The sequence below is a fragment of the Acinetobacter sp. YH12200 genome (assembly GCF_013418175.1).
Taxonomy (GTDB): Bacteria; Pseudomonadota; Gammaproteobacteria; order Pseudomonadales; family Moraxellaceae; genus Acinetobacter; species Acinetobacter pseudolwoffii.
On record NZ_VPCO01000026.1, the window covers coordinates 16058 to 39463 of the forward strand.

19 protein-coding genes and 1 rRNA gene are annotated in these 23406 nt (G+C 44.5%); 5 read left to right on the forward strand and 15 right to left on the reverse strand.

The genetic code is table 11. The features are described from left to right. Positions 1 to 16: 16 nt before the first annotated feature. Positions 17 to 1312 carry a solute carrier family 23 protein gene (locus FTU90_RS13820; RefSeq protein WP_180072905.1) on the forward strand — a complete coding sequence of 432 codons (1296 nt, stop codon included), beginning with the start codon at positions 17 to 19 and terminating at the stop codon, positions 1310 to 1312. Between the two features lie 122 nt (positions 1313 to 1434). Here the strand turns inward: FTU90_RS13820 and FTU90_RS13825 are convergent, their stop codons facing one another. The 5 genes from FTU90_RS13825 to ilvD (FTU90_RS13845) all read right to left on the reverse strand — a co-directional run bounded on the left by FTU90_RS13825 (position 1435) and on the right by ilvD (FTU90_RS13845) (position 8322). Then, the gene (locus FTU90_RS13825) at positions 1435 to 1722 is read right to left on the reverse strand and encodes a chorismate mutase (protein WP_005173592.1); all 288 of its coding nucleotides are present in this window, start codon (positions 1720 to 1722) and stop codon (positions 1435 to 1437) included. Continuing rightward, positions 1703 to 3025, reverse strand: coding sequence for a hypothetical protein (locus tag FTU90_RS13830; protein WP_180072907.1), 1323 nt, complete (start codon positions 3023 to 3025; stop codon positions 1703 to 1705). Before FTU90_RS13830 ends, FTU90_RS13825 begins: the two co-directional genes overlap by 20 nt. Positions 3026 to 3175: 150 nt before the next feature. Continuing rightward, the gene (gene ilvD / locus FTU90_RS13835; RefSeq protein WP_100355461.1) at positions 3176 to 4861 is read right to left on the reverse strand and encodes a dihydroxy-acid dehydratase; all 1686 of its coding nucleotides are present in this window, start codon (positions 4859 to 4861) and stop codon (positions 3176 to 3178) included. Positions 4862 to 4987: 126 nt separating this feature from the next. Next, positions 4988 to 6295 (reverse strand): RNA-guided endonuclease TnpB family protein, encoded by a 1308-nt coding sequence (locus FTU90_RS13840; protein ID WP_005173589.1) that lies wholly within the window; start codon positions 6293 to 6295, stop codon positions 4988 to 4990. Between the two features lie 197 nt (positions 6296 to 6492). Then, on the reverse strand, positions 6493 to 8322 hold the full coding sequence (gene ilvD / locus FTU90_RS13845) for a dihydroxy-acid dehydratase (RefSeq protein WP_100357653.1): 1830 nt from the start codon (positions 8320 to 8322) through the stop codon (positions 6493 to 6495). Positions 8323 to 8730: 408 nt separating this feature from the next. Here ilvD (FTU90_RS13845) and fmt point away from each other — a divergent pair, with 408 nt between their 5' ends. Both fmt and rsmB read left to right on the forward strand, forming a co-directional pair. After that, complete coding sequence (gene fmt, locus FTU90_RS13850; protein ID WP_100355464.1) at positions 8731 to 9693, forward strand: methionyl-tRNA formyltransferase; 963 nt, start codon at positions 8731 to 8733, stop codon at positions 9691 to 9693. Beyond that, entirely contained in the window at positions 9690 to 10997 is a 1308-nt protein-coding gene (rsmB, locus tag FTU90_RS13855) for a 16S rRNA (cytosine(967)-C(5))-methyltransferase RsmB (protein WP_100355465.1), read from the forward strand. Before fmt ends, rsmB begins: the two co-directional genes overlap by 4 nt. A 71-nt stretch (positions 10998 to 11068) precedes the next feature. Here the strand turns inward: rsmB and zupT are convergent, their stop codons facing one another. From zupT to FTU90_RS13875, 4 genes are all read right to left on the reverse strand, one after another. Next, positions 11069 to 11878: a zinc transporter ZupT gene (gene zupT / locus FTU90_RS13860; RefSeq protein ID WP_074383769.1), complete on the reverse strand. Its 810-nt coding sequence runs from the start codon at positions 11876 to 11878 to the stop codon at positions 11069 to 11071. A 90-nt stretch (positions 11879 to 11968) separates the two neighbouring features. Beyond that, positions 11969 to 12079: a methionine/alanine import family NSS transporter small subunit gene (locus tag FTU90_RS13865; RefSeq protein ID WP_005173576.1), complete on the reverse strand. Its 111-nt coding sequence runs from the start codon at positions 12077 to 12079 to the stop codon at positions 11969 to 11971. A gap of 10 nt (positions 12080 to 12089) precedes the next feature. Next, positions 12090 to 13565, reverse strand: a complete 1476-nt coding sequence (locus tag FTU90_RS13870) for a sodium-dependent transporter (protein ID WP_074383770.1) — start codon at positions 13563 to 13565, stop codon at positions 12090 to 12092. A gap of 596 nt (positions 13566 to 14161) precedes the next feature. Beyond that, positions 14162 to 15610: an aldehyde dehydrogenase family protein gene (locus tag FTU90_RS13875; protein ID WP_180072909.1), complete on the reverse strand. Its 1449-nt coding sequence runs from the start codon at positions 15608 to 15610 to the stop codon at positions 14162 to 14164. A 135-nt stretch (positions 15611 to 15745) separates the two neighbouring features. Between FTU90_RS13875 and FTU90_RS13880 the strand changes: the two genes are divergently transcribed. Then, on the forward strand, positions 15746 to 16435 hold the full coding sequence (locus tag FTU90_RS13880; RefSeq protein ID WP_180072911.1) for a TIGR04219 family outer membrane beta-barrel protein: 690 nt from the start codon (positions 15746 to 15748) through the stop codon (positions 16433 to 16435). A 379-nt stretch (positions 16436 to 16814) separates the two neighbouring features. Continuing rightward, positions 16815 to 17366: a type 1 glutamine amidotransferase domain-containing protein gene (locus FTU90_RS13885; RefSeq protein ID WP_005173569.1), complete on the forward strand. Its 552-nt coding sequence runs from the start codon at positions 16815 to 16817 to the stop codon at positions 17364 to 17366. 48 nt (positions 17367 to 17414) lie between these two features. Here the strand turns inward: FTU90_RS13885 and FTU90_RS13890 are convergent, their stop codons facing one another. From FTU90_RS13890 to rrf, 6 genes are all read right to left on the reverse strand, one after another. After that, positions 17415 to 17735, reverse strand: a complete 321-nt coding sequence (locus tag FTU90_RS13890) for an ankyrin repeat domain-containing protein (RefSeq protein ID WP_180072913.1) — start codon at positions 17733 to 17735, stop codon at positions 17415 to 17417. A gap of 17 nt (positions 17736 to 17752) precedes the next feature. Next, positions 17753 to 18427, reverse strand: a complete 675-nt coding sequence (locus FTU90_RS13895; protein WP_180072915.1) for a hypothetical protein — start codon at positions 18425 to 18427, stop codon at positions 17753 to 17755. A 95-nt stretch (positions 18428 to 18522) separates the two neighbouring features. Continuing rightward, complete coding sequence (locus FTU90_RS13900; protein ID WP_180072917.1) at positions 18523 to 19872, reverse strand: aromatic acid/H+ symport family MFS transporter; 1350 nt, start codon at positions 19870 to 19872, stop codon at positions 18523 to 18525. A 336-nt stretch (positions 19873 to 20208) separates the two neighbouring features. Continuing rightward, positions 20209 to 21573: an MFS transporter gene (locus FTU90_RS13905; protein WP_171294226.1), complete on the reverse strand. Its 1365-nt coding sequence runs from the start codon at positions 21571 to 21573 to the stop codon at positions 20209 to 20211. A 288-nt stretch (positions 21574 to 21861) separates the two neighbouring features. Continuing rightward, the gene (locus FTU90_RS13910) at positions 21862 to 23121 is read right to left on the reverse strand and encodes an esterase-like activity of phytase family protein (protein ID WP_180072919.1); all 1260 of its coding nucleotides are present in this window, start codon (positions 23119 to 23121) and stop codon (positions 21862 to 21864) included. A gap of 166 nt (positions 23122 to 23287) precedes the next feature. Continuing rightward, positions 23288 to 23402 (reverse strand): 5S ribosomal RNA (gene rrf, locus FTU90_RS13915). Between the last annotated feature and the right edge of the window lie 4 nt (positions 23403 to 23406).

Genomic DNA, 23406 nt, shown 5'->3' on the forward strand with positions numbered 1-23406 from the left:
TTCGAGTGCTCATTTTATGTCCAGTTGGTTTCCCAAATGGCGCCCTTATGAGGGCAGCATCGATGCACGCCCAGTAGGTACCGCAGAGTATTTGCCACCCGCACAAACGGTCGTTTTGGGTGTACAACATGCTTTTGCCATGTTTGGCGCGACTGTACTGGCACCTTTTTTAATGGGCTTTGATCCTAACCTGGCGATTTTAATGTCAGGGATCTGTACTATTCTGTTCTTTTTAATCACCGGTGGCTGGGTTCCAAGTTATCTAGGTTCAAGCTTTGCCTTTATTGGTGTGGTCATCGCAGCAACTGGTTATGCGGGTGGTGGCGGACTGAATCCGAATATTGGCGTTGCAGCAGGCGGGATTATCGCATGTGGCATCTTCTATGCGCTGATGGGCTTTCTGGTCATGGCGACGGGCACCCGCTGGATCGAAAAGCTGATGCCACCGGTAGTGACCGGTGCCGTGGTGATGATCATTGGCCTGAACCTTGCTCCAGTCACGGTTAAAAGCGTCATGGGCAACACCTTTAATATGTGGATGTCTCTCGTTACCGTGATGTGCATGGGCTCGATTGCCGTCTTTACCAAAGGCCTGCTGCAACGCCTGCTATTATTGGTGGGGCTGTTATTGGCCTATCTGATCTATTTCGTGCTCAGCAATATTATGGGTTATGGCACTGCAATCAATTTCCTGCCCATTCAGCAAGCCGCCTGGTTCGGGTTACCGACCTTCCACGCACCGACTTTTGAAGTCAATGCCATGTTGATCATTGCACCGATTGCACTGATTTTGGTGGCTGAAAATCTGGGACATATCAAAGCGGTAGGCGCGATGACCGGAGAGAATCTGGATCCGCATATTGGTAAAGCCTTTGTTGCAGATGGTGTTGCAACCACTCTGGCAGGCGGTGTGGGTGCCCCGGGCATGACCACCTACGGTGAAAATATTGGGGTCATGGCCGTAACACGGGTTTATTCGACCATCATTTTTGCAGTGGCTGGTGTCTTTGCGATCTTCCTGGGTTTATCACCCAAGTTTGGGGCGGTGATTCATACCATTCCCACCGCGATTCTGACCGGTGCTTCGATTGTGGTCTTTGGTTTGATTACCATTGCCGGTGCCAAAATCTGGATTGAAAATAAAGTCGATTTCTCGCAAAACAAAAACCTGATGGTGGCTGCAGTGACCATTATTTTAGGTACTGGTGATTTTGCCCTGACATTTGGCAGTTTTAATCTGGGTGGTATTGGTACGGCGACTTTTGCCGCATTAATCCTGAATTGGTTCTTTAGTCTGGCTGATAAAAAATAACCGTAAAAATTGAAAATTTATAGCAGCCCTTAGGCTGCTTTTTTTATCTTTGTATTTTGCAACTTTGCGATTAAAGAAATGAAAAGAAGCCCCGCAAGGCTTCTGTTAAAGCACAAGTCTGGTTAAGGGCGAAACTCTTTCAATTCACGTTGAATGAAATAATGAAACATTTCACGATACAGATGTTCAATAAATTCCTGATCGACGCCCTGCTGCTGCGCCAGTGCTCTGACATGTTCTACAATCTGTTCCATACGTTCCGGTGACTGTAAATCGGTTTCAGTTTTTTTAAAACGGGTGGTTTGATCAACATAAAATTGACGTGCAGCGATCAGCTCAACTAAAGCTGTATCAATGGCATCGATCTGTTGACGTGCATGTTCTAGTGATTCAGCTTTGATCTTTTCCATGTTTTTTCAATTCACTTTCAGTTTGATTATTACTCTTATACTTTTCTTCTAACACATTACTGAAAATACTTTCAATCATCCAGACCCGATATAAGCTATTAAATGTATAACTTTGATCATCGATGCGCAGTTCCAGTACCGGAAAGTTCGGCTGCGACTTCATTTCACAGAGCATATCATTGTCCTGCAACTTGGCCAGAATATCGTCCTGGCTCAGCTCGGCAATATTGAGTTGCTGCTGCATACGCTTAAAATGCGGTGCATAGGACAAGTCTTGACCACGGGTCCAGACAGCTTGCAAGATCTGATACATGGCCTCAATGCGCTGTTCTTCAGGACAGCTATAAAATAACTGCGCCATGGGGGCAATCGCCGGCTCAGTCGGGCGGCAGAACGGGGTAAATTCGACCTCAGTCCGTTTCGATAAACGCGTGGCCAGACTCCAGTCAAACTCATCCCGGCCACGGTAAGACAAAGGATAGACTTTCAGCTGGATATTATAATAATCCGCCAGTTCTTCTTTGATATAGGCCAGCAACAACCAGGAAATCGGATCTTCCAGCGCAATATATAAATCCAGTTCCGGGTCCATCGACTGGATCTCGTTCAGCTCTTCGGCATCACTGATCAGATGCTCACGCCATTCAATATGATTGATCAGGAAAATCGGATTGCCGGTGAGCAGTTTCTGCTGCTCCAGACGCCGGGTTAAACGTAACAGGTCGTCCACGGCCTGATACTGGCGGCCCCCCAAATCAAAATAGCTGGCCAGAACCGGAGTCTGGTCAAAAATGCGTTCGGGAAAATCCTGTGGCTGATGATGGCGGCTGGCCATGGCATATAAGGTACGTAATTTTCCGGTCTGCTTTTGCCAGAGCATATGAAATACATCTTCCAGCAGATACAGGAAATCCTGCCCGCGCAACGGGGTGCGCCGTAAAATCAGTTCCGCCTGTTGCAAGGCTTCAGCGCTTGGCAATTCTGGCGTGTCATGAAAACTGAAACGATGCTGTTTCGACAAGATCTTGGCATCATTAATCGTGTAATGCTGCCATTCTTCAAAAGACATCTGATTGGGGGGTTCTGCATGCGCACTGGAAATCATCACTTTCAGCGGCTTGAGCTGCGGACTTAAAATTTCTTCGAGCTGGGGCAACTGCTGTACCGCCAGATAGCTGTACACATCATCCAGTCTTAAATGGATACTCAGCCCATCTTGAATAGATAACACCGTTTGACGGATTGGTTTCTGGTAAAACCAACTCGATCGGATTGGATCAAACCAACGGCGTAACAGGGACATGAGATCGGCCTCGACAAGAATGACAGTGCGCAGCTCGACAAAGCTCAATCTGCGCAGAATAATCTATTTTTAAGATCGCAGAGCCAAAGCCCTGCATGGTGTAAAAACTTATATCAAGTCATAAGCAAATGTTCAATGTTTAACAATGGATTAGAGCTCAAGATTCAGGTCAGTGACTGCCCCGGTTTCTGCACCTGAGGTCAGTTTGGCGAATTTGGCCAGTGCTCCATGGGTATAGTTCGGTTTTGGTTTGATCCAGGCCGCTTGACGTGCTGCAATCTCCGGCTCATCCACATGCCAGGTCATTTCCCGGGTTTCCGCATTAATTGAAATCTGGTCACCATTTTGTACCAGACCAATCGGGCCGCCATCATAAGCTTCGGGGGTGACATGACCAATCACAAAACCGTGACTGCCACCCGAGAAGCGTCCATCGGTAATCAGGGCAACTGAAGCGCCTAAGCCCTTCCCGATAATCGCAGAGGTCGGTTTCAGCATTTCTGGCATTCCTGGGCCACCTTTGGGACCAACGCCACGAATCACCACCACTTCACCCGGCTGGACTTCGCCATCCAGAATACCGCGCATGGCACCCTGCTCACCTTCAAACACGCGAGCTGGGCCAGCAAAATGCAGTCCTTCCTTACCGGTAATTTTGGCGACCGCGCCCTTCGGTGACAGATTGCCTTTTAGAATCACCAGATGCGAGTCTTTTTTCACGGGCGCATCAAAAGGCAGAATAATCTGCTGGCCTTCCGGATAGTCCTGCACATCGGCCAGATTTTCTGCCAGCGTCTTACCTGTGACCGTCAGACATGAGCCATCCAGCATGCCGGCATCCAGCATGCGCTTCATCAGTGGTTGAATGCCGCCAATCGCAATCAGTTCTGACATCAGATATTTACCTGATGGACGCACGTCGGCCACCACCGGAATATCTTTACCAATCCGCACGAAATCATCCAGACTCAATTCCACTCCTGCGGTATGTGCCATGGCTAAAAGATGCAGTACACCATTGGTCGAACCACCCAGCGCAATCAAGACTTTAATCGAGTTTTCAAAGGCGGCTTTGGTCATGATGTCGCGCGGCTTAATATCCAGTCGCAACAGGTTCATCACTGCTTCACCGGCCCGGGCACAGTCAATTTGCTTGTCTTCCGATACCGCTTCCTGTGCCGAAGAACCCGGCAGGCTCATGCCTAAAGCTTCAATCGCAGAGGCCATCGAGTTGGCCGTGTACATACCGCCACACGAACCCGGACCTGGCAAGGAAACCTCTTCAATATGCTTGACCTGAATCGCGTTGATTTCACCTTTGGCATATTGACCCACCGCTTCAAACACCGAAATCATGTCGGTATGGCCTTCGCCCGGTTTAATGGTTCCACCATAAATAAACAGCCCCGGACGGTTGAGGCGCGCCAATCCCATGATGCAACCGGGCATGTTTTTGTCACAGCCACCAATGGCAATCACACCATCATAAGCCTGACAGCCGACCACGGTTTCAATCGAATCTGCGATCACTTCCCGTGACAGCAGGGAATATTTCATGCCTTCGGTGCCATTGGAAATGCCATCTGAAATGGTAATGGTATTAAAGATAATGCCCTTGCCACCCGCCGCACTCACGCCCTGCTCTACGGTTCTGGCCAGACCATCAATATGCATATTACAAGGCGTGACATTGGCCCAGGTCGAAGCAATGCCGATAAATGGCCGGTTAAAATCGGCATCCTGAAAACCGGTGGCACGCATCATGGAACGCGCCGGTGCATTTTCAATGCCTTCATAGACAGGGGCTGAATGCTCACGAATATTATCTTTACTCATTATTCTCTTCCTGGGCGATGACCGATTTTAAGCATCGGTCTTGGACAATTTATTTTAAGATCATTGTTTGACATACTCCCACCACTTTCACTTTATTCAAGTGGGGGATTCTAAAAGCATCAGCTCTTAGGTGACTTCCTCACGGATTTCGCTTGCTTTCTGCTTCATCGGGCGACCTTTACCGCATCCACCCTCCACAGACAAAACGGTGTGTCCCACCGCCAAAATATTACGAGAAGCGTTAATATCCGCATTCTCGCTAAAGCCACACGCAACACATTCAAAATGTGCCTGAGTAAGCCTATTTTCTTTTGCAACATGACCGCAGGAGCTACACGTTTGACTTGTGTATTTCGGGTCAATCTTAACGAGTAAACCACCTCGCCATTGTTGTTTGTACTCCAATATATCAACAAGCATTGACCAACCTTGATCTAGGATTGCCTTGTTTAAGCCCGACTTGGCTTTGACATTCTTTCCTTTTTTCTCGATTGTGCCACTTGCTGACTTCGACATATTGGCTACTTTTAAGTCCTCAACTACGATCATTGCGTGGTTTTTGCTGAGAGTTGTCGTGACTTTATGTAGGTAGTCATGCCGAATATTAGCAATATGATAATGTAGCTTGTTAATTGTGGTGTTCAACTTTTTCCAATTTTCACTAAACTTCAATTTTTTGCTCAACTTACGTTGAAGTTTAGCTAATTTAATTTGGTTGGTTTTAAAACTGTTCTTTGGGTTAAATACCTCACCCTCAGATGTTGTGACTAATTTCTTGACACCTAAATCAACACCAACTGCGGTTTTGGATGGATGTACTGGATTTTCCAATAACTCTTTTTCACTGCCAAATGAAATATACCAATGACCTGATCTCTTACTGATTGTCACATTCTTAATTGTGCCTAGAATATCTTGTGATTTTCTAAATTTCACAAATCCTATGCCATTTGGCAGCTTAACTCGATTACCCTCAATTCGACAATATTTATCAAATTGCACCAATCTAATTGAATCGTAACCATCTGATTTTTTCTTAAATCTAGGCATCAGTGGGCGTAACTGGATTTCAGAACCATCAGTGAGTTTGAGGAATTTGGGCTTGCGTGGTTTACGCTTATTTTCTTTTAATCTTGCATGTTCTTTTGCATTGAAAAACCTTGTCCAAGCCGAAGCCAGATCACGAATTTTTTGCTGTAGGGAAACAGCATTAGAATGATTTGCTAAAAAAGCATATTCAGGATTCTTTTTAAGACTGGTGATTTTATTCACCAAATTGGTTGCATTGATAAATTCATTCTTTGCAAACATTTCAAATGACACAACTAAAATTTGATTCCAAACAAAACGCGCAGAACCAACAAGATTGTTTAAAATAACCTCTTGCTCTTCATTAGGCTCAAGCCTAAATTTATACGCCTTGTTGATTTTCATTTTTTTTAAAACTTATTTAAATACAATGTTATATTTCTTTTATTTTAACATAAAAACGAATTAAAGCTAAATTAAAAAACTTACGAAATTCACCTCCACCCTGACTGTCGGGTGGAGTCCTCTTTCATTTTAAGATAGTTTCTTGTATAAAAAAAGCACCCCATCTGGAGTGCTATTTAAATCTGTAAAATTACAGCTTAGATATCACGTACCGCACCTTTCGCCGCACTGGTGGCATGCATTGCATAGGCTTTCAGCGCTTTAGATACTTTACGTGGACGTTCCTTTGCAGGCTTCCAACCTTTGGCTTCTTGTACTTCACGGCGTGCTGCCAATACATCTTCAGCAACGGCTAAATGAATGCTACGGTTTGGAATATCAATTTCGATACGGTCGCCATCTTCAACCAGGGCAATTGTGCCGCCTTCAGCTGCTTCTGGGGAAACGTGACCAATGGAAAGACCTGAAGAACCACCAGAGAAACGACCATCAGTGACAAGTGCACAGTCTTTACCTAAACCTTTCGATTTTAAGTAGCTGGTTGGGTACAACATTTCTTGCATGCCTGGACCACCCTGTGGACCTTCATAACGGATCAGCACCACATCACCTGCCACGATTTTCCCACCAAGAATGGCTTCAACTGCATCATCCTGGCTTTCAAATACACGTGCTGTGCCGTTGAATTTCAAGATTGAATCATCTACACCCGCAGTTTTTACGATACAACCGTCCAGTGCGATGTTGCCGTAAAGCACTGCCAAACCACCATCTTGCGAGAAGGCATGTTCAACGTTGCGGATCACACCATTTTCACGGTCGCCATCTAGACGGGTGTAGTAACGATCTTGTGAGAACGCTGTTTGGGTTGGTACACCGCCCGGTGCCGATTTGAAGAAGTTATACACCTCTTCATCTTCAGTACGGATGATGTCCCACTTGTCTAAGGCATCTTTTAAGGTCGCTTCATGTACAGTAGGTACAGAAGTATCCAGTAAACCACCACGGTCTAGTTCACCGAGGATCGACATAATGCCGCCGGCACGGTGAATATCTTCCATATGAACGTTTTTAACCGCAGGTGCCACTTTACACAGTACAGGCACTTTACGAGATAAACGGTCGATATCGTCCATGGTGAAGTCTACTTCTGCTTCGTGAGCAGCTGCCAACAAGTGAAGAACGGTGTTGGTTGAACCCCCCATCGCGATGTCCAAAGTCATGGCATTTTCATACGATGCTTTGGTCGCAACATTACGTGGCAACACGCTGTAATCATTTTGCTCATAATGACGCTTGGTGATTTCCACAATCAACTGGCCTGCACGCTCGAATAATTTTTTACGGTTGGCATGGGTTGCCAGCGTAGAGCCATTGCCCGGTAAAGATAAACCAAGCGCTTCGGTTAAGCAGTTCATGGAATTCGCCGTGAACATTCCTGAACATGAACCACAGGTTGGACATGCAGAACGTTCATAGGCTTTGACTTCTTCGTCAGTATAGTTGTCATCTGCAGCCACGATCATCGCATCAACAAGGTCAATCGCCTGTTCATTACCACGGATTTGGACTTTACCCGCTTCCATCGGGCCACCAGAGACAAATACCACGGGAATGTTCAGACGCATCGCAGCCATCAACATGCCCGGGGTAATTTTGTCACAGTTTGAGATACACACCATGGCATCGGCGCAATGCGCATTGACCATGTACTCGACCGAGTCTGCAATCAGGTCACGCGAAGGCAATGAATACAGCATGCCGTCATGACCCATCGCGATGCCGTCATCGACTGCAATGGTATTGAATTCTTTTGCCACACCGCCTGACGCTTCAATTTGACGTGCCACCAGTTGACCCAGGTCTTTGAGATGCACATGACCCGGTACAAACTGGGTGAACGAGTTCACCACCGCAATAATCGGCTTACCGAAATCTTCATCTTTCATTCCGGTAGCACGCCATAAACCGCGTGCGCCAGCCATATTTCTTCCGTGTGTCGATGTTTTTGAACGATAGTCAGGCATTTTATATTTCCAACAAAGTTTGAGCTTGAAATGAACCGGACAGATCCACTCTGGCTAAATCATACTGACAAGGAGCTTAAATCAGTTAAATTTTACACCTATCATACTACAAGCCCTTGTTTTACAAGATGACCCTTTGGTTGTAGATGCAGGCAAAAATGTCTATAGAGAGGTCGTAATGATCTGACGATAAAAATTTCTTGATGAAATCTACTATACCGTCATCATCATCAGGACAATACAAAACTTTCATGAATAATTTTTACAATTTGCATGAGTTTTTTTTATATAAAAATTCTACTGAAATTCAAGCACTCACCGGTCTTATCCAATAAGTTTTTGCAACGATTAGGCTGAAATTTGGCTTTTGGCTTATAATACGCTTTAAGTTTATTTGGAATTTCATGTGTGAAGATCATATTTGCAGGCACACCAGAATTTGCAGCGACTGCATTGGCTGCGCTGCTCAAAACCGAGCATGAAATTGTGGCGGTCTATACCCAGCCTGACCGCAAGGCCGGACGCGGACAAAAACTCACGGCATCTGCGGTCAAGCAGTTGGCGCTTGAACACAATATTCCAGTCTACCAACCGCTTCATTTCAAATCTTCGACTGAAGAAGGTCTGGCAGCGCAAGCAGAACTCAAAGCCTTAAATGCAGATGTGATGGTGGTGGCGGCCTATGGCCTGATCCTGCCACAAGTGGTTCTGGATACACCAAAATATGGTTGCCTGAATATTCATGGTTCCCTGTTGCCACGCTGGCGCGGTGCAGCCCCGATTCAGCGCGCGATTGCCACTGGCGATGCCGAGACCGGTGTGACCATTATGAAAATGGCGGCTGGTCTGGATACCGGGGACATGATGTACAAAACCATCTGTCCAATTACCGCCGAAGATACCTCTGCCAGTCTGCATGACAAACTGGCGCTACAGGGCGCTGAAGCGACGCTAAAGGTTTTAGAATCGGAACAGACCTTGCAGCACTATTTAGCACAGCGTGAAGTGCAAGATGACAGCCTGACGGTCTATGCACATAAACTGTCTAAAGCAGAAGCGCAAATTGACTGGACACAAGCTGCGGCAGAGATTGACCGTAATATCCGCGCTTTTAATCCTTGGCCAGTAGCCTTTACCCCGCTGGATGACAGCAACAATTTACGCATCTGGAACTCATCACTTTCTACGCACAACGCAAGCACTGCTCTGCCTGGTGAAGTGATTGCCCTAGATAAAGACGGCGTACATGTGATGTGTGGTGATCAGAACGCCATTTGCATCACCAATCTGCAATGGCCAGGTGGCAAAGCCCTGAATGCTGTTCAAATTAATCAAACTCAAAAACTATCGCTAGGATATAAATTCGCATGAGCCAAATTCAATCATCAGCTAAAAACTTGAATTTGCGCGCGCAAGTTGTCAAAACGCTATTGGCTGTACAAAACGGCCAATCACTTGCTTCTGTACTCAATCAACATATCAATATTGTGTCTGAACGTGACCGTGGCTTGTATCACGAGTTAACCTTAGGCTGTTTACGTCAATGGCATGGCCTGAAAGCCATTACCCTGCCACTGTTAACCAAACCTCTCGATAATCAGGCCTTGGAAAGCTGCTTATATTTAGGTTTATACCAGATTCTATGTACCCGTATTCCGGCGCATGCTGCGATTTCAGAAACGGTGACAGCAGCCAAACAACTGGGATTCGAACCTTTAAGTGGTCTGGTCAATGCGGTGCTGCGTCGTGTTTCACGTGAAACAGAAGAATTTGATCTGGCTTTAAATCAGGCGCATGGCCTGCCAAGCTGGTTATTTAAGCGTTTAAAGAAAGACTGGCCGGAACAGCTGGCTGAACTGTCGCATGAGTTAAAACAGATTGCGCCGTTGACCTTGCGTGTCAATGTCAATCAGGTCAGCCGTGATGAATATCTGGAAATTCTGGAAGAAGAAGGTTATGAGGCACGCGCCTGTACCCTGTCTGAAGTCGGCATTGTGCTGGAACAAAACGTGCATATTCCGAACCTGCCAGGCTATGAAGCCGGCGGTTTCTCGGTTCAGGATGAACACGCACAGCTTTGCGCAACTTTAGTGCCTGATCTTGAAGGCAAGGTCGTAGTCGATGCCTGCGCCGCGCCGGGTGGGAAAACTGCGCATATTCTGGAAAAATACAGCCCGAAAAAGCTGTATGCAATTGATCAGGATGCCAAACGTTTAGTGCGTGTGGCAGAAAATCTGGAACGCCTACTGTTAACAGAATATGCCGAAGTTGAAATTATTGCAGCCGATGCCATCAACTGGACAGCGCCTGAACCAGTCGACTGTATCGTACTGGATGCGCCATGTTCTGCGATTGGTGTGATTCGTCGTCATCCGGATATTCGCTTGCTGCGTCATTCCACAGATATTCCGCAAACCGTCGCGCTGCAAAAGCAGATTCTGGAAAATATGTGGCAGCAGCTGAAAGTTGGCGGCAGCTTGCTGTACATCACCTGTTCGATTCTAAAAGCGGAAAATGAACAGCAGATGGTCGAGTTCTTTGCCCAGCATAGCGATGCCAAAGAAATCAAGATTGAAGCCGATTGGGGCATCGAACAGATTCACGGTCGTCAGTTGTTACCAACAGCCGATCAAGGCGACGGTTTCTTCTATTGCCATATTGAAAAGACCGCATAAATCATTAGTTTACAATCAAAAAAAGCAGCTTAGGCTGCTTTTTTTATGGAGTTGCCGGATGGCAACAGGACTTACTGAATAAACTTAAAGATCACCAGACTGCTGGCCAACGCAGCCATACCGCTCACCAGTCCATATACCGTTTCATGCCCTTCGGAATAACGTTTTGCAGTCGGCAATAACTCATCGAGTGCCAGATAGACCATCACCCCGCCAATTAAACCAAAAACCAGACCATATACTGTATCGCTCATATAAGGTGCCAGAATAAAGTAACCCAAGGCGGCACCCAAAGGTTCAGCCAGTCCCGACACCAGACTGGCCCAGAGCGCATAATCTTTGCGTCCGGTCGCCATATACACTGGCAAGGCAATTGCCACACCTTCCGGGATATTATGAATCGCAATTGCCACCGCCAAAGGCGCACCCAAGGCAGGACTTTCCAGCGTGGCAAAAAAGGTCGCCAGACCTTCTGGCAGGTTATGTGCGCTAATGGCGAATAAAGTCAGCATACCGGTACGCAATAGTTGCGGTGAACTGACGCCCTCACTGGCATGCGTTTCAACAGTTTCATGCGGATTCGGCACAAAATGATCCAGCAATAACACCAGAATCACGCCCAACAAAAATGCAAAGGTGCCAAAGGCAAAACCGGTTTTTTCATCAAAAGCCAGACTAAAGGAGGCAATCGATTTATTCAGAATTTCGGTTAAAGAAACATAGATCATGGCGCCCGCGGCAAAGGCCAGACCAAAGGCCAGCAGACGGAAATTGGGTTTTTTTAAGAAGAGTATCAGTCCCCCACCCAACACGGTGGCAAGCCCAGCGAAGAAGGTCACGGCAAAGGCTGTATAGACTTGTCCATCTGAAACGGAAATCATGCCAAATCGTCAGCCATTAAAAAAGTCATTATCACCATAGATGATAATGACTTTCGTTTATAGTAAAACAGTAGGTTTATGTGAAGATTTTTAGTCTTCTGGTTCTTCCGGATTTTTTGCCAGATGAATCACGGACAGTACCAGACCACCCCACAATAAAACGATAGAGATGATCATCATCACCAGTGCAGATGTATTCATAGTCGCTCTCCTAGCTATGACGGTCTTTGACCAGACTAAACAGAATGGCGCCCAGAATAAAGAATGCCATGACACCTCCACCCACCATCCACAGGGTGCTGGCAGCATAGCCACCATAACCTTCTGCCATGATCGATTTCAGGGTCAGACCCAATGCCATTAATAAGGACAACGGCGTGATGACGGTCAGCATGAAGTTCCAGCTGCGACCAAGTTTCACGCTGGCAAACTGATTCACATGGCCTTCCAGCTGCTTCATCAATGGACGACGGAACCACGACAACAGAATAATGGAGATCAAACCACCACCGACAATACCGATATTATTGGCAAAGTAGTCAATAATGTCGACAAAGGTAATCGCACTATGGGTCGAGAACATCAAGGTAGAAATCACCGCTGAACCACCGGCAATAATCGTGACTGACTTGTTCTTCGACCAGCCCAGTTTGTCCTGGAATGCGGCAATCGGAACTTGCAGGATACTGACCATCGAGGTAATACCGGCAACGGTCAATGAAGCAAAGAACAGGAAGCCAAACAGGTCACCACCTGCACCTAAACTGGAAATGATTTTCGGGAAAGCAATAAAGGCCAGACCAATACCGCCAGATACAACATCTTCAACATTTGCACCTGCGCTGAAGGCCATAAAACCAAGCGCTGCAAATACACCAATACCCGCCAGAATTTCAAAGGATGAGTTGGCCAGTGCCACCACGATCCCAGAACCGGTCAAGTTGGTTTTGCGTTTCAAATAAGAGGCATAGGTCAACATAATCCCGAAGCCCACCGACAGTGAGAAGAAGATATGACCAAATGCGGCCAGCCAGACTTTATAGTTGCTCATGGCCTCCCAGTTCGGCGTAAAGAAAGCATTTAAGCCGTCGACTGCACCCGGTAAGCGTACCGCCTGAATCACCAGAATAGAAAATAAAATTACCAGAAGTGGCATAAAGATTTTATTCGCCAGTTCCACCCCACGGCGTACCCCACCGTAAAGAATCAGCATCACCGCAGCCCAAACAACCACCAGACCGAAAAACAGGACAGGAACAAAACCTAAACTTAAACCTTCACCATTTTGCAGATAAGTGTTAAAGAAAAAGTCCTGGGTATCTGTGCCCCACTGCTGCCCAAAGGAATAGAACATATAACTGCCGGCCCAGGACAAGACGCTGGCATAGTAAATCCCGATGATCAGGGTCACCATCACCTGCCACCAACCCAAGGATTCGGCATTCATGAGTTTTTTATAGGCCATGGGTGGTGCTTTACGGAACTTGTGTCCGACCGCATAGTCTAAAAACAATAAAGGCAAACCTGCTGCAAAAATCGCAATCAGGTAAGGGATCAGAAATGCCCCACCCCCATTTTCATAAGCCACATAAGGGAAACGCCAGATATTTCCCAAGCCAACGGCGGAACCAATGGCTGCAATAATGAATCCTGATCGTGCAGACCAATTCTCACGAGTTTCTGTCATAGAACACCTAAACTTTAAACCCCTTCAGATGCTGCTTGTTATGGTTATAGCGCAAGCAAATAAAGAAGCATTTCAATTATTTTGGGTGTTTGGATTAGAGCTGCACCTTTTGGGCGTCGAATTCTAATGTACAAACAGGTCAGCAGGTCTTACATCTTGCTTAAAGTCTGATCGAAAAGCTGACCTTGTAGATGGTTCAACGATACTGACTTTTTTAAATTTTTTCTGTAAATTCTGCTGAAAATATTCGTTATTTATAATCTATTCGAATTAAGCGTTCAATAATTCAACGAAACCCACCTGATTTTAAAGGTTATATATTGACAAACTTTTTGGAATATATGTTTCTTAAGTTTGACTACAGAACCGTAGTCAGGCAAAGCTCATGCTGCGATCATCCAAATCGCCTTATATTTATAGAAGAATTAAAGTCAAAGGCTTATCGCGATGTGAGCCACTCTATAGCTGAAATGCGCGGAGCAGAGATCTGATCGCCCTGCTCCACGTGCATTTTTGACATCTAAAAATGGACTGCAATACCCCGGTCTGACCTGCAGCAAATCCATCACGGGATCTGAGCGATTGATGTCATTTACTTAAGATTTAATCACCAGCATCCGTTCTTCCTGCATATCGCGAATGGCAGATTGAATCCCTTCACGGCCTAAACCTGAATCCTTCACCCCACCATAGGGCATGTTGTCCACCCGGAAAGATGGAATGTCATTGATAATGACCCCGCCGACATGCAGATGATCCCAGGCATACAGCATCTTGTTCAAGTTCTGGGTATAAACTCCGGCCTGCAAGCCAAAACGGCTACGATTGATACAGGCAATTCCCGCTTCAAAATCAGGATAAGGTTCAATCATCGCCACCGGACCAAAGACTTCATCACGGTAAATTTCTAGACCATGATCCACGTTTTCCAATAAAGTCGGTGCGAACATCACTCCATCCAGCTCACCACCTGCCAGAATTCTGGCATCCTTTTTCAGTGCTTTTTCCAGCCATTTTTTCAGGCGTTTGGCTTCTGCTTCCTTGATCATCGGGCCGACCAAAGTTGTGCTCAGATTTGGATCGGTGGCTTTCAGATGTTTGAGTTTTGCAAGCAGTTTATCTCTGACTTCGGCATAAATATCCTGATGCACCAGAATGCGCTGCACACTGATACAGACCTGCCCGGCATGACCATAAGCACCGCCAACCAGACGGGTAATCAAGGCATCATTAATTTCGGTATCCGGCTCGATCATCACTGCGGCATTACCGCCCAGCTCCAGAACCACTTTTTTGCGGCCAGCTCGCGCTTTCATATCCCAACCCACCACATCGGAACCAGTAAAACTGAGTAATTTAAAACGGTCATCGGTGACCAGCACATCGGCCAGCTCGCGCGGACAGGGTAAAACTGAAAATGCGCCTTTCGGCAAATCGGTTTCCGCCAGAATCTCGGCAATTTTCAAGGCAGAAATCGGCGTCAGACTGGCGGGTTTCAACACGAAAGGACAACCAGCAGCAATCGCCGGTGCAATTTTATGGGCGGTCAGATTTAAGGGGAAATTGAAAGGGCTGATTAAAGACACTGCGCCAATCGGCACCTGCTTAACCATACCCTGATACCCCGATGCTGCCGCGGTTACAGCCAAAGGCAGCATACGTCCCTGATCAATTTGAGTCACGGCATCTGCGGCAATTTGAAAGGTATTAATCAGACGCTCGACTTCGGCTGCTGCCGCTTTGCGCGGTTTACCGCCTTCTGCAATCAGAATTTCAGTCAGTTCTTCACGAATTTCATGAAAACGGCGCACACAATGCAGTAGAATTTTCTGTTTTTGAAAGGGTTCTAAAGCCGCCATCTCTGCCTCGGTGTCTAGGGCAGACTGAATGGCCTGCTCCAGACTTTTGGCATCGGCCAAAGCGACACGTGCATAGAGTGCTTGCGTATATTTATGTTTAACCTCTAGCCATTCTCCGGTCTGAACCGCCTGACCAGCCACATAGAATGAATAGTCTTTACACTGTTGTACTGCTGTAGATCGCATTTTTTAGTCCTTTAAAATCCCAGGATATACATTTTTGAAATTCTCTATATCATGCACTTGCTGATAAATATTAAGAAGATGTTTTTAAGTAACCAGACACGCTCAATTTTAATAAAGCTTTAGGGACTCACTGTCATGCAGACAAAAATACTCGCCACATTATTCTTCAGTTTTGGATTAAGCACGCTCAGTCATGCAGATTTCATCGGGGCAAAAGCCGATCTCAGCTACTGGAATTTTAACGGTTATAGCGAAAATAGCAGTATGAAACATGATCTGGATCGACAAGGTACGGCGCAGCTGTCCGTGGCTTTTGAACATCCAGTGCCACTGTTGCCAAATGCCAAAATCAAATATGTCAATCTGGACAGCAACAGCGAACAAAGCACTCCGATCAATGCCTCAGAAATCAAACTGAAGAATATTGACTATATTCTGTATTACGAATTGCTGGATACCGTGGTACATGCCGATATAGGCGCAGGCTTAAGCAATCTGGAGGGTACGGTAAAAAACCTGAATACTGGGGCTTTCACGCAATACGATCTGGATGAATACACTCCACTGCTCTATGCAACTGCAGGGGTTAAATTGCCATTTACCGGACTGAGTGCCAAAGCAGAAGCCGTTTACAGTCATGGCAGCGATAGTAAAAAGACCGATGTACAGGCTGAGTTACAATATGATTTTATTGATAATCTGCTGGTCGATGTCGGTGCCAAAATCGGTTATCGCATGATGACGGTAGATTTTCAACAGGAGCAACGTCCAGATTTACAGCTGGAATTTAAAGGCCCGTATATTGGCTTAGATGTACATTTTTGATGCCAAGAATTCAGCAGCTGGTCGTGCTCAATTTCTCTGCGTTCATGTAAGTCAAAGCGTACAACAATAAGCGCAATCTGCTGCTGGTACAAAATCTGCTTGTGTATTACTTTAGACACATAGAGAGCAGGATGCTCCGAAAACCTAAAAACAACAAGAATAAGCAAGCATCAGGACGTGAGGTACGACAGGAGTTATACCTAAATCACAAGATACGGAAAAAGCCCCAACAGGATGTTGGGGCTTTTTTTCTGCTATTTCTTTTTCTGTGCATTGCTTTATTTATCATTGCTTAACAGTTCCGAGTTAAAACTCCAACATTGTAAAAATTGGCTTGTTGTTAAGCTAAAAATCCTCACATTTTTTGGGAACAGCAATCATGGTAAAAAAGGTCCTCTTTATTACATCCAATCAAGGTATTGAACATGATGAACTGACTGAGCCTTTAAATTTTTTAAAGTCCAAAGGTTTTGAAGTGATTCATGCTGCAGAAAAAAATGAAGATGTAGCCACTGTCAAAGGTGATACCAAAGCTGCTACCCAATATACGCCTGATACCAGTTTTGACCATGTCGACCTGAATGATTATGATCTGTTGGTGATTCCAGGTGGTACAGTCAACGCAGATACTTTAAGAATTAATCAGGATGCCCAGAAAATTATTCAGCATTTTGCCGACAATCACAAACCGATTGCGGCGATCTGTCATGGGCCATGGGCCTTAATTGATGCAGATCGAATTAAAGACAAGAATCTGACCTCGTATAAGAGCATCAAGCTGGATCTGGAAAATGCCGGCGGTAAATGGGTCGATGAAGAAGTGCATCGCTGTAATACCGGCGGCTGGGTACTGATTACTTCACGGAATCCGGATGATCTTCCGGCCTTTAATGAAGCCATTTTAAAAGAACTTGAAGGCGATGCTGCCTAAGTTCCTACCATAAAAAGAGAACCTCATGATTGAGGTTCTCTTTTTGCTTTAAACAGTTCCGATCAAGCTTTTTAGATAAGCCATCACTTCTTTATTGCCTGCCATTTCGGCCAGTTCTAGTGCAGTATTTGGACTGCGATGGGCAATATCCGCACCTTTGCTAACCAGAAGCTTGACTACGTCTAGATGATCATTTTCAGCAGCGGCCTGTAAAGCGCTGTAGCCTTCGTCATCGGCAGAGTTGACGTCCAGACCTTCTTGCAAGCCCTGCTCGACCTGTTCGATGTCGCCTAAAGATGCCCAGTACACTAGTTCAGGAAGATGCAGTTCATCATCTTCAGGGATTGGAGAGAATGAGTCGAATTGCATAGAATCTACCTCAAGATTTATTTTAAGTCTGAGGGTATAAAAGCATATCCATTATAACTAATCCAATCCATGTGCAAAAAATTTCCTAATGATTTAACTGACTCAATATTAGCTGTAGGACCCATTAAAAAACTAGAGAAAACATTTCTTTTATTATTTTCTTTATATTCATGGATATACCATACACCCTGTATATGTTTTCTTTGAATATTGCCTTGTTCATCTTTTCTATGTAATAGACGACTTATTTCTTGGTAAATAAAATCTTGATCATGAAAATCATTTCTTTCATTTAGAAGAACTAATATCCCTGTGCAATCATCTTTTCCTATAGCTTTTTTAGTTTCAGAGATTTGTTTATCTGCTGATGAAAGAAGTGATCGCAAATTTCGAGAGGCATAATCACATAATTTATTTCTAATAAAATTAGGATCTTTATGTTTTTGGATCAACTCTTCAATATGTACAGTCCCAAAAAATTCTGGGAAATCCTGATCTTTATCTACTTGATCATTTATAAAGTCATTAATTGTACTCTGTCTATCTTTTTCTAAAAATTTGACTTCCAAAATCCATGAGCGCTCAAAAGCAAAATAATCTGCCTTACGCCCTATAAATTTAATATCCTGTATATCATCTATCGATTCATATTCAGAATCCGCAAACTTCTTAAAACGATCATTTAGGTTCATTTATTTATCACTTTTTTAATATTTTTAAAATTTATCATTTAATGATAATAATAAAAAAGCCCCCTTTCGGAGGCTTCTTATTTAAAAACTTAGCTTTAAGCTTTAGACACTGCTGGCTCAATTGCACCAATCTTTTCAGATTCATTGTCATGCATGATTAACGCAACCGCAATTGCAGTAATCAGAACCGGTAAGCCGACTGCCATAAAGTTGAAGTAAGCAGGCAGGTTCATACCAAGCAAACCACCAATCAGGATCGGCCCTACAATCGCGCCCATACGACCAATCGCAGAAGACCAGCCAATGCCTGTCGAACGTACCGCAAGCGGGTAGAACTGCGCAACATAGCTATATAGCAACATTTGTGAACCAATCGACGCTGCACCCGCCAGGAACACCAAGATGTAAAGCAGGAACGAATTCGACTGGAAGCCCATCAGGCTCATCACAATCGCACCCATAATACCCAGGAACATCAGTACCGGTTTCAAGTGGAAACGATCCGCCAGAATACCACCACCCACAATACCCACGACCGCACCCACGTTCATCACCATCATGAACATCAGACTGTTGTCCATCGAGTAGCCCGCTGCCATCATCAACTTCGGTAACCAGCTACTTAAAGCATACATGGTTAACAGACAAGTGAAGAACGCGACCCAGAACAATAAGGTATTGACCGCACGGCCACGACGGAACAAGCTCACCACGTTCGCTGCTTCAGGCACATTTTCCTGTGGCAGGGTAAGCGTTGTATTCTCGGTAACCGTTAGATTTGGTGCCAGACGACGTACGATTTGACGTGCTTCAGCCTGCTTGTTTTGCTTCACAATAAATGCCAGCGATTCAGGCAAAAATTTCCAGATCACTGGTAATAAAAATAATGGAATACCCGCGATAAAGAACATGATTTCCCAACCAAAACTTGGGGTAAACCATGAACCCAACAACGCAGCCATTACACCACCGACGGCATAACCACTAAACATGGTGGTTACCAAGGTACTGCGCATTTTTTGTGGCGCATATTCCGAAGTCAATGCCACCAGATTCGGCATGACCCCACCAATACCCAGACCGGCAAGAAAACGTAAAATACCGAATTCGGTTGGATTTGAGGCAAAGCCACCCGCAAAAGTTAAACCACTGAATAATACAATACAGATCATGATCACTTTCTTACGACCGATCTTGTCCGCGAGGGAACCGAAGATCATCGCACCAAACATCATGCCAGCCAGTGCGGTACTTGCAAGCATGCCCGCTTGCACTGCACTTAAGCCCCAGTCTTGCATCAGTAAGGGTAAAACCACACCATTGATTGCTAAATCGTAGCCATCAAATAAGATAATAAGTAAACACCAAGCAACTACATTGAAGTGGAAAGGCGTGAATTTCGCATTATCGACTACAGAATTTACATCTATTTTTTCCGTTGTCATCGTTCTCATCTCCCATGAGTACTTGTCCATAACATCTTTGTTGAAGATTGAAGGCAATCTTCAATGTCAGGCAATATACGCAAGCGGGATTTAAGGCACAATAAGACTAATTGATATTCTGCTATGACAAATGTAATGCCATTTATTTGCGTGATATGTCACATTATTATTAAAATTAAATTTTAAGCCATTAATAATAATGACTTTAATTTAAGCAGAATTTGTAGATTTTTTAGCTCAATCACTTTTTTTGAGTGGTTTTATTTCATACTAAAGATATAAAAAACCCCTTCAGACAAAGGGGTTTTTTAAACTGAATGAATCTATGAGGATCGTTTAAATTTTGGCTGCTTTTAATTGTTTCACCTGAACGCGACCGGGTTGTGGTTGACGAATCATTGAAATAGCGATGATACCAATAATACCCGGCATGGCAACCGCGATGAAATTCCATTTATGTGGTAATTCCATACCCAGCAGCATACCAATCACAATTGGACCCACAATTGCACCTGTACGCCCCACAGCAGACGCCCAACCAATACCGGTAGAACGTACTGCAACAGGATAGTATTGAGCAACATAGCTATATAACAAGATACTGGTACCAATAGATGAAGCACCTGCTAAACTGACAAGTAAATAAATAACAGGTGTTGGAGAGTTAAAGCCTAAACCAACCAGAGACAGTACACCCACAGTTAACATACTAATAAGAACAGGTTTAAAGTCAAAACGGTCTGCCAGAATACCACCACTAATGGTTCCGATCACGGCACCAATATTCAGTGCTAATAAGAACATTAAACTGCTGCCTAAAGAATATCCCGCAGCCATCATGAGTTTTGGCAGCCAACTTCCAAGTGCATAAAGCATGAGCAAGCACATAAAGAAAGCAATCCAGAATAAGAATGTTCCCATTGCACGATTTTCTGTAAATAACGCTTTTACTGATGCACTTTGTGTCTGATCGCCTGTGGCTAGAACCAGTTCAGTGTCTGCTCGTACGTCTGCAGTTGGCTCAACTCGTTTTATAAAATGACGTGCCTCATTCATTTTTTGTTCTTTAACCAAGAAAGTTAGAGACTCAGGTAAGAACTTCCAAAACAATGGAACAAAAAGTAAGGGAATACCTGCAATGAAGAACATAATTTCCCAACCAAAACTTGGGGTAAACCATGTACCACATAATGCAGCCATAATCCCACCTACGGCATAACCACTAAACATGGTGGTTACAAGTGTACTTTTTAAACGTTTAGGCGCATATTCAGAGGTTAAAGCAACCAGGTTAGGTAATACCCCACCGATGCCCAAGCCGGCAATAAAACGTAAAATACCAAACTCTGTTGGAGTGGTGGTAAATCCACCCAAAAATGTAAACGCACTAAATAAAGTGACACAAATTAAAATCACTTTTTTACGACCGATTTTGTCTGCAAGCATCCCAAACAGCATGGCACCAAACATCATGCCGGCTAGTGCTGTACTGGCAAGCATGCCCGCTTCAACAGCACTCATGCCCCACTCCTGCATCAGTAGAGGCAGAACGACACCGTTAATTGCTAAATCATACCCGTCAAATAGAACAATAAACAAACACCACAATACAATGCTTAAGTGAAATTTAGTGAATTTTGCCTGATCAATCACATCATTCACACTAACCGTATTTGCTGCCATTTTCGTGTTTTCTACCATTTTTACTCACCTCCTGTGAGTTATTATTCGTTGTTTTCAGCACGACACATGCCACTAACTCTTATTTATTATTTTTGATGATTCTTATCGCCATGTTCGTGCAACAACTTAGTTCAACACAGCTAATTTTCAGGCAATATGCGACTAAAGTCTTAAGCTTTACTCAAAATTCTAAACCCATGCGTCTAGTTTTTAATGATTTCTTAACAATTCAAGCCACTTCTTCGATATAAAAATCCCTGAGTTCTCAGACTCAGGGAACGTTTTAAAATTGAGAAAAAACTGAAATTAATATAATGCTTGAGCTAATCGGATCTGAATAATTTCATTATCATCTGCCAGATTTCGATTACGACCACTTGAACCGGGAAAGTTATTGTCATTCAAGACGGTAATTAAATCAGGCCCTTCAATAATAATGTCTTCAATGGTCTGAAATGGAAAACCAAAGCGCTGACCGGTGGCAAGATCTCCCGGACGTACCGGACCATAAAGTAAATCTGGATTGGCCAGATCCATTAAATTAACCAGTTCTTCACGTGCGACAGACTCACCGGACTGATTCAATCTGACCTTGATTAATTTTTTATAGCCGCCCAGATTATTTTCACTGTCATCACGTTCAATAATCACACCTTCTTTGGCACTAAATAACTGAAAATCACCAATTGCAGAGGCTTTCGAAGCCAACTCAAAATAATAGAAATTTCCAGTATAAACTTTCTTTTCCAGATCAAATTCTGAAATGATTAGTTGTGGCGTCGTGGCATTTAATAAAGGTTTTTCAAGTAAAGGATATAAATAGCGACCATTGGGGGAAATTGCCATACCTTCAAAGCCCCCACTCTGCTGTACCAAAGGTTCAATATAACCGTCAATATAACCGATAGTCCCCTTGTTTAGCTGATTTTGTGGAGATCTGAGTTCAGTTCCAGCTTCTAATGGATGCGCTAAAGCAATCGGCGGACTTTTTAATATTCCATCTGCACTAAAATGTAATAAATAAGGGCCAAATTCATCTCCAATCCAGATATCGCCATTGGGCGCGCGCTGCATAGATTCCGGATCAAAGTCAGCACCTGTCAATAAACGCTCTTGAGTATTCTGATGGACAATTTCAAAAGGAATCAGTTTGTTCGGATCACGAAGCTGAATATAAGATAAATGTTTGACAGTTGCTGTACCGCCCGCCTTGGTTCTGAAATCGCTAGAAAGATGATGCAAACGCAATAAATAATCAGAAGAATTATCCTGCGAGCCAAAGCCATTATCCGACATCACCAGATAAGTTCCATCCGGCTGCTTTAATGCAGCAGAAAAACCCTGTACAGGCTGGCCTGAAAATGGAGGAAAAATACCATTTGCTCCACGTACATCTCGTCCTGAATCAGAGCCTTCTGCATAGGTCTCTACATCCAGTTTGGCAAAAGACACCAAAGTTGGTTCAGTTACGCTTTCGATGGGCTGAAGGGTTTTATCATCGGATTCATTGCATGCCGTCAGAGCGAATACAGAGACCGCCAGCAAACTTAAAGAAATTTTTCTCATACGTCTATTCATCTTTTTATAAAGTCGACGTCTTATTTAATACAGCGTGAATGACAGGACAGTTGCGATGAGATGAAGTTTTAAGGACAGTTTTATCTTAATAATTATAAACCCCACGCACAAAAAAACACCCCCAAGCCTTGGCTTGAGGGTGTTTTGAATAATGAGCTGGCGATGACTTACTCTCACATGGGTAACCCCACACTACCATCAGCGCAAAGAGGTTTCACTTCTGAGTTCGGGAAGGGATCAGGTGGTTCACTCTTGCTATTGTCGCCAGCACAA

Coding starts and splice junctions, on each gene's coding strand:
- ilvD (WP_100357653.1), bottom strand. CDS start 8,322: ATGCCTGACTATCGTTCAAAAACATCGACACACGGAAGAAATATGGCT.
- FTU90_RS13865 (WP_005173576.1), bottom strand. CDS start 12,079: ATGAATACATCTGCACTGGTGATGATGATCATCTCTATCGTTTTATTG.
- FTU90_RS13870 (WP_074383770.1), bottom strand. CDS start 13,565: ATGACAGAAACTCGTGAGAATTGGTCTGCACGATCAGGATTCATTATT.
- FTU90_RS13885 (WP_005173569.1), top strand. CDS start 16,815: ATGGTAAAAAAGGTCCTCTTTATTACATCCAATCAAGGTATTGAACAT.
- FTU90_RS13895 (WP_180072915.1), bottom strand. CDS start 18,427: ATGAACCTAAATGATCGTTTTAAGAAGTTTGCGGATTCTGAATATGAA.
- ilvD (WP_100355461.1), bottom strand. CDS start 4,861: ATGAGTAAAGATAATATTCGTGAGCATTCAGCCCCTGTCTATGAAGGC.
- zupT (WP_074383769.1), bottom strand. CDS start 11,878: ATGATTTCCGTTTCAGATGGACAAGTCTATACAGCCTTTGCCGTGACC.
- FTU90_RS13825 (WP_005173592.1), bottom strand. CDS start 1,722: ATGGAAAAGATCAAAGCTGAATCACTAGAACATGCACGTCAACAGATC.
- FTU90_RS13900 (WP_180072917.1), bottom strand. CDS start 19,872: ATGACAACGGAAAAAATAGATGTAAATTCTGTAGTCGATAATGCGAAA.
- rsmB (WP_100355465.1), top strand. CDS start 9,690: ATGAGCCAAATTCAATCATCAGCTAAAAACTTGAATTTGCGCGCGCAA.
- FTU90_RS13905 (WP_171294226.1), bottom strand. CDS start 21,573: ATGGTAGAAAACACGAAAATGGCAGCAAATACGGTTAGTGTGAATGAT.
- FTU90_RS13880 (WP_180072911.1), top strand. CDS start 15,746: ATGCAGACAAAAATACTCGCCACATTATTCTTCAGTTTTGGATTAAGC.
- FTU90_RS13890 (WP_180072913.1), bottom strand. CDS start 17,735: ATGCAATTCGACTCATTCTCTCCAATCCCTGAAGATGATGAACTGCAT.
- FTU90_RS13830 (WP_180072907.1), bottom strand. CDS start 3,025: ATGTCCCTGTTACGCCGTTGGTTTGATCCAATCCGATCGAGTTGGTTT.
- FTU90_RS13820 (WP_180072905.1), top strand. CDS start 17: ATGTCCAGTTGGTTTCCCAAATGGCGCCCTTATGAGGGCAGCATCGAT.
- FTU90_RS13875 (WP_180072909.1), bottom strand. CDS start 15,610: ATGCGATCTACAGCAGTACAACAGTGTAAAGACTATTCATTCTATGTG.
- FTU90_RS13840 (WP_005173589.1), bottom strand. CDS start 6,295: ATGAAAATCAACAAGGCGTATAAATTTAGGCTTGAGCCTAATGAAGAG.
- FTU90_RS13910 (WP_180072919.1), bottom strand. CDS start 23,121: ATGAGAAAAATTTCTTTAAGTTTGCTGGCGGTCTCTGTATTCGCTCTG.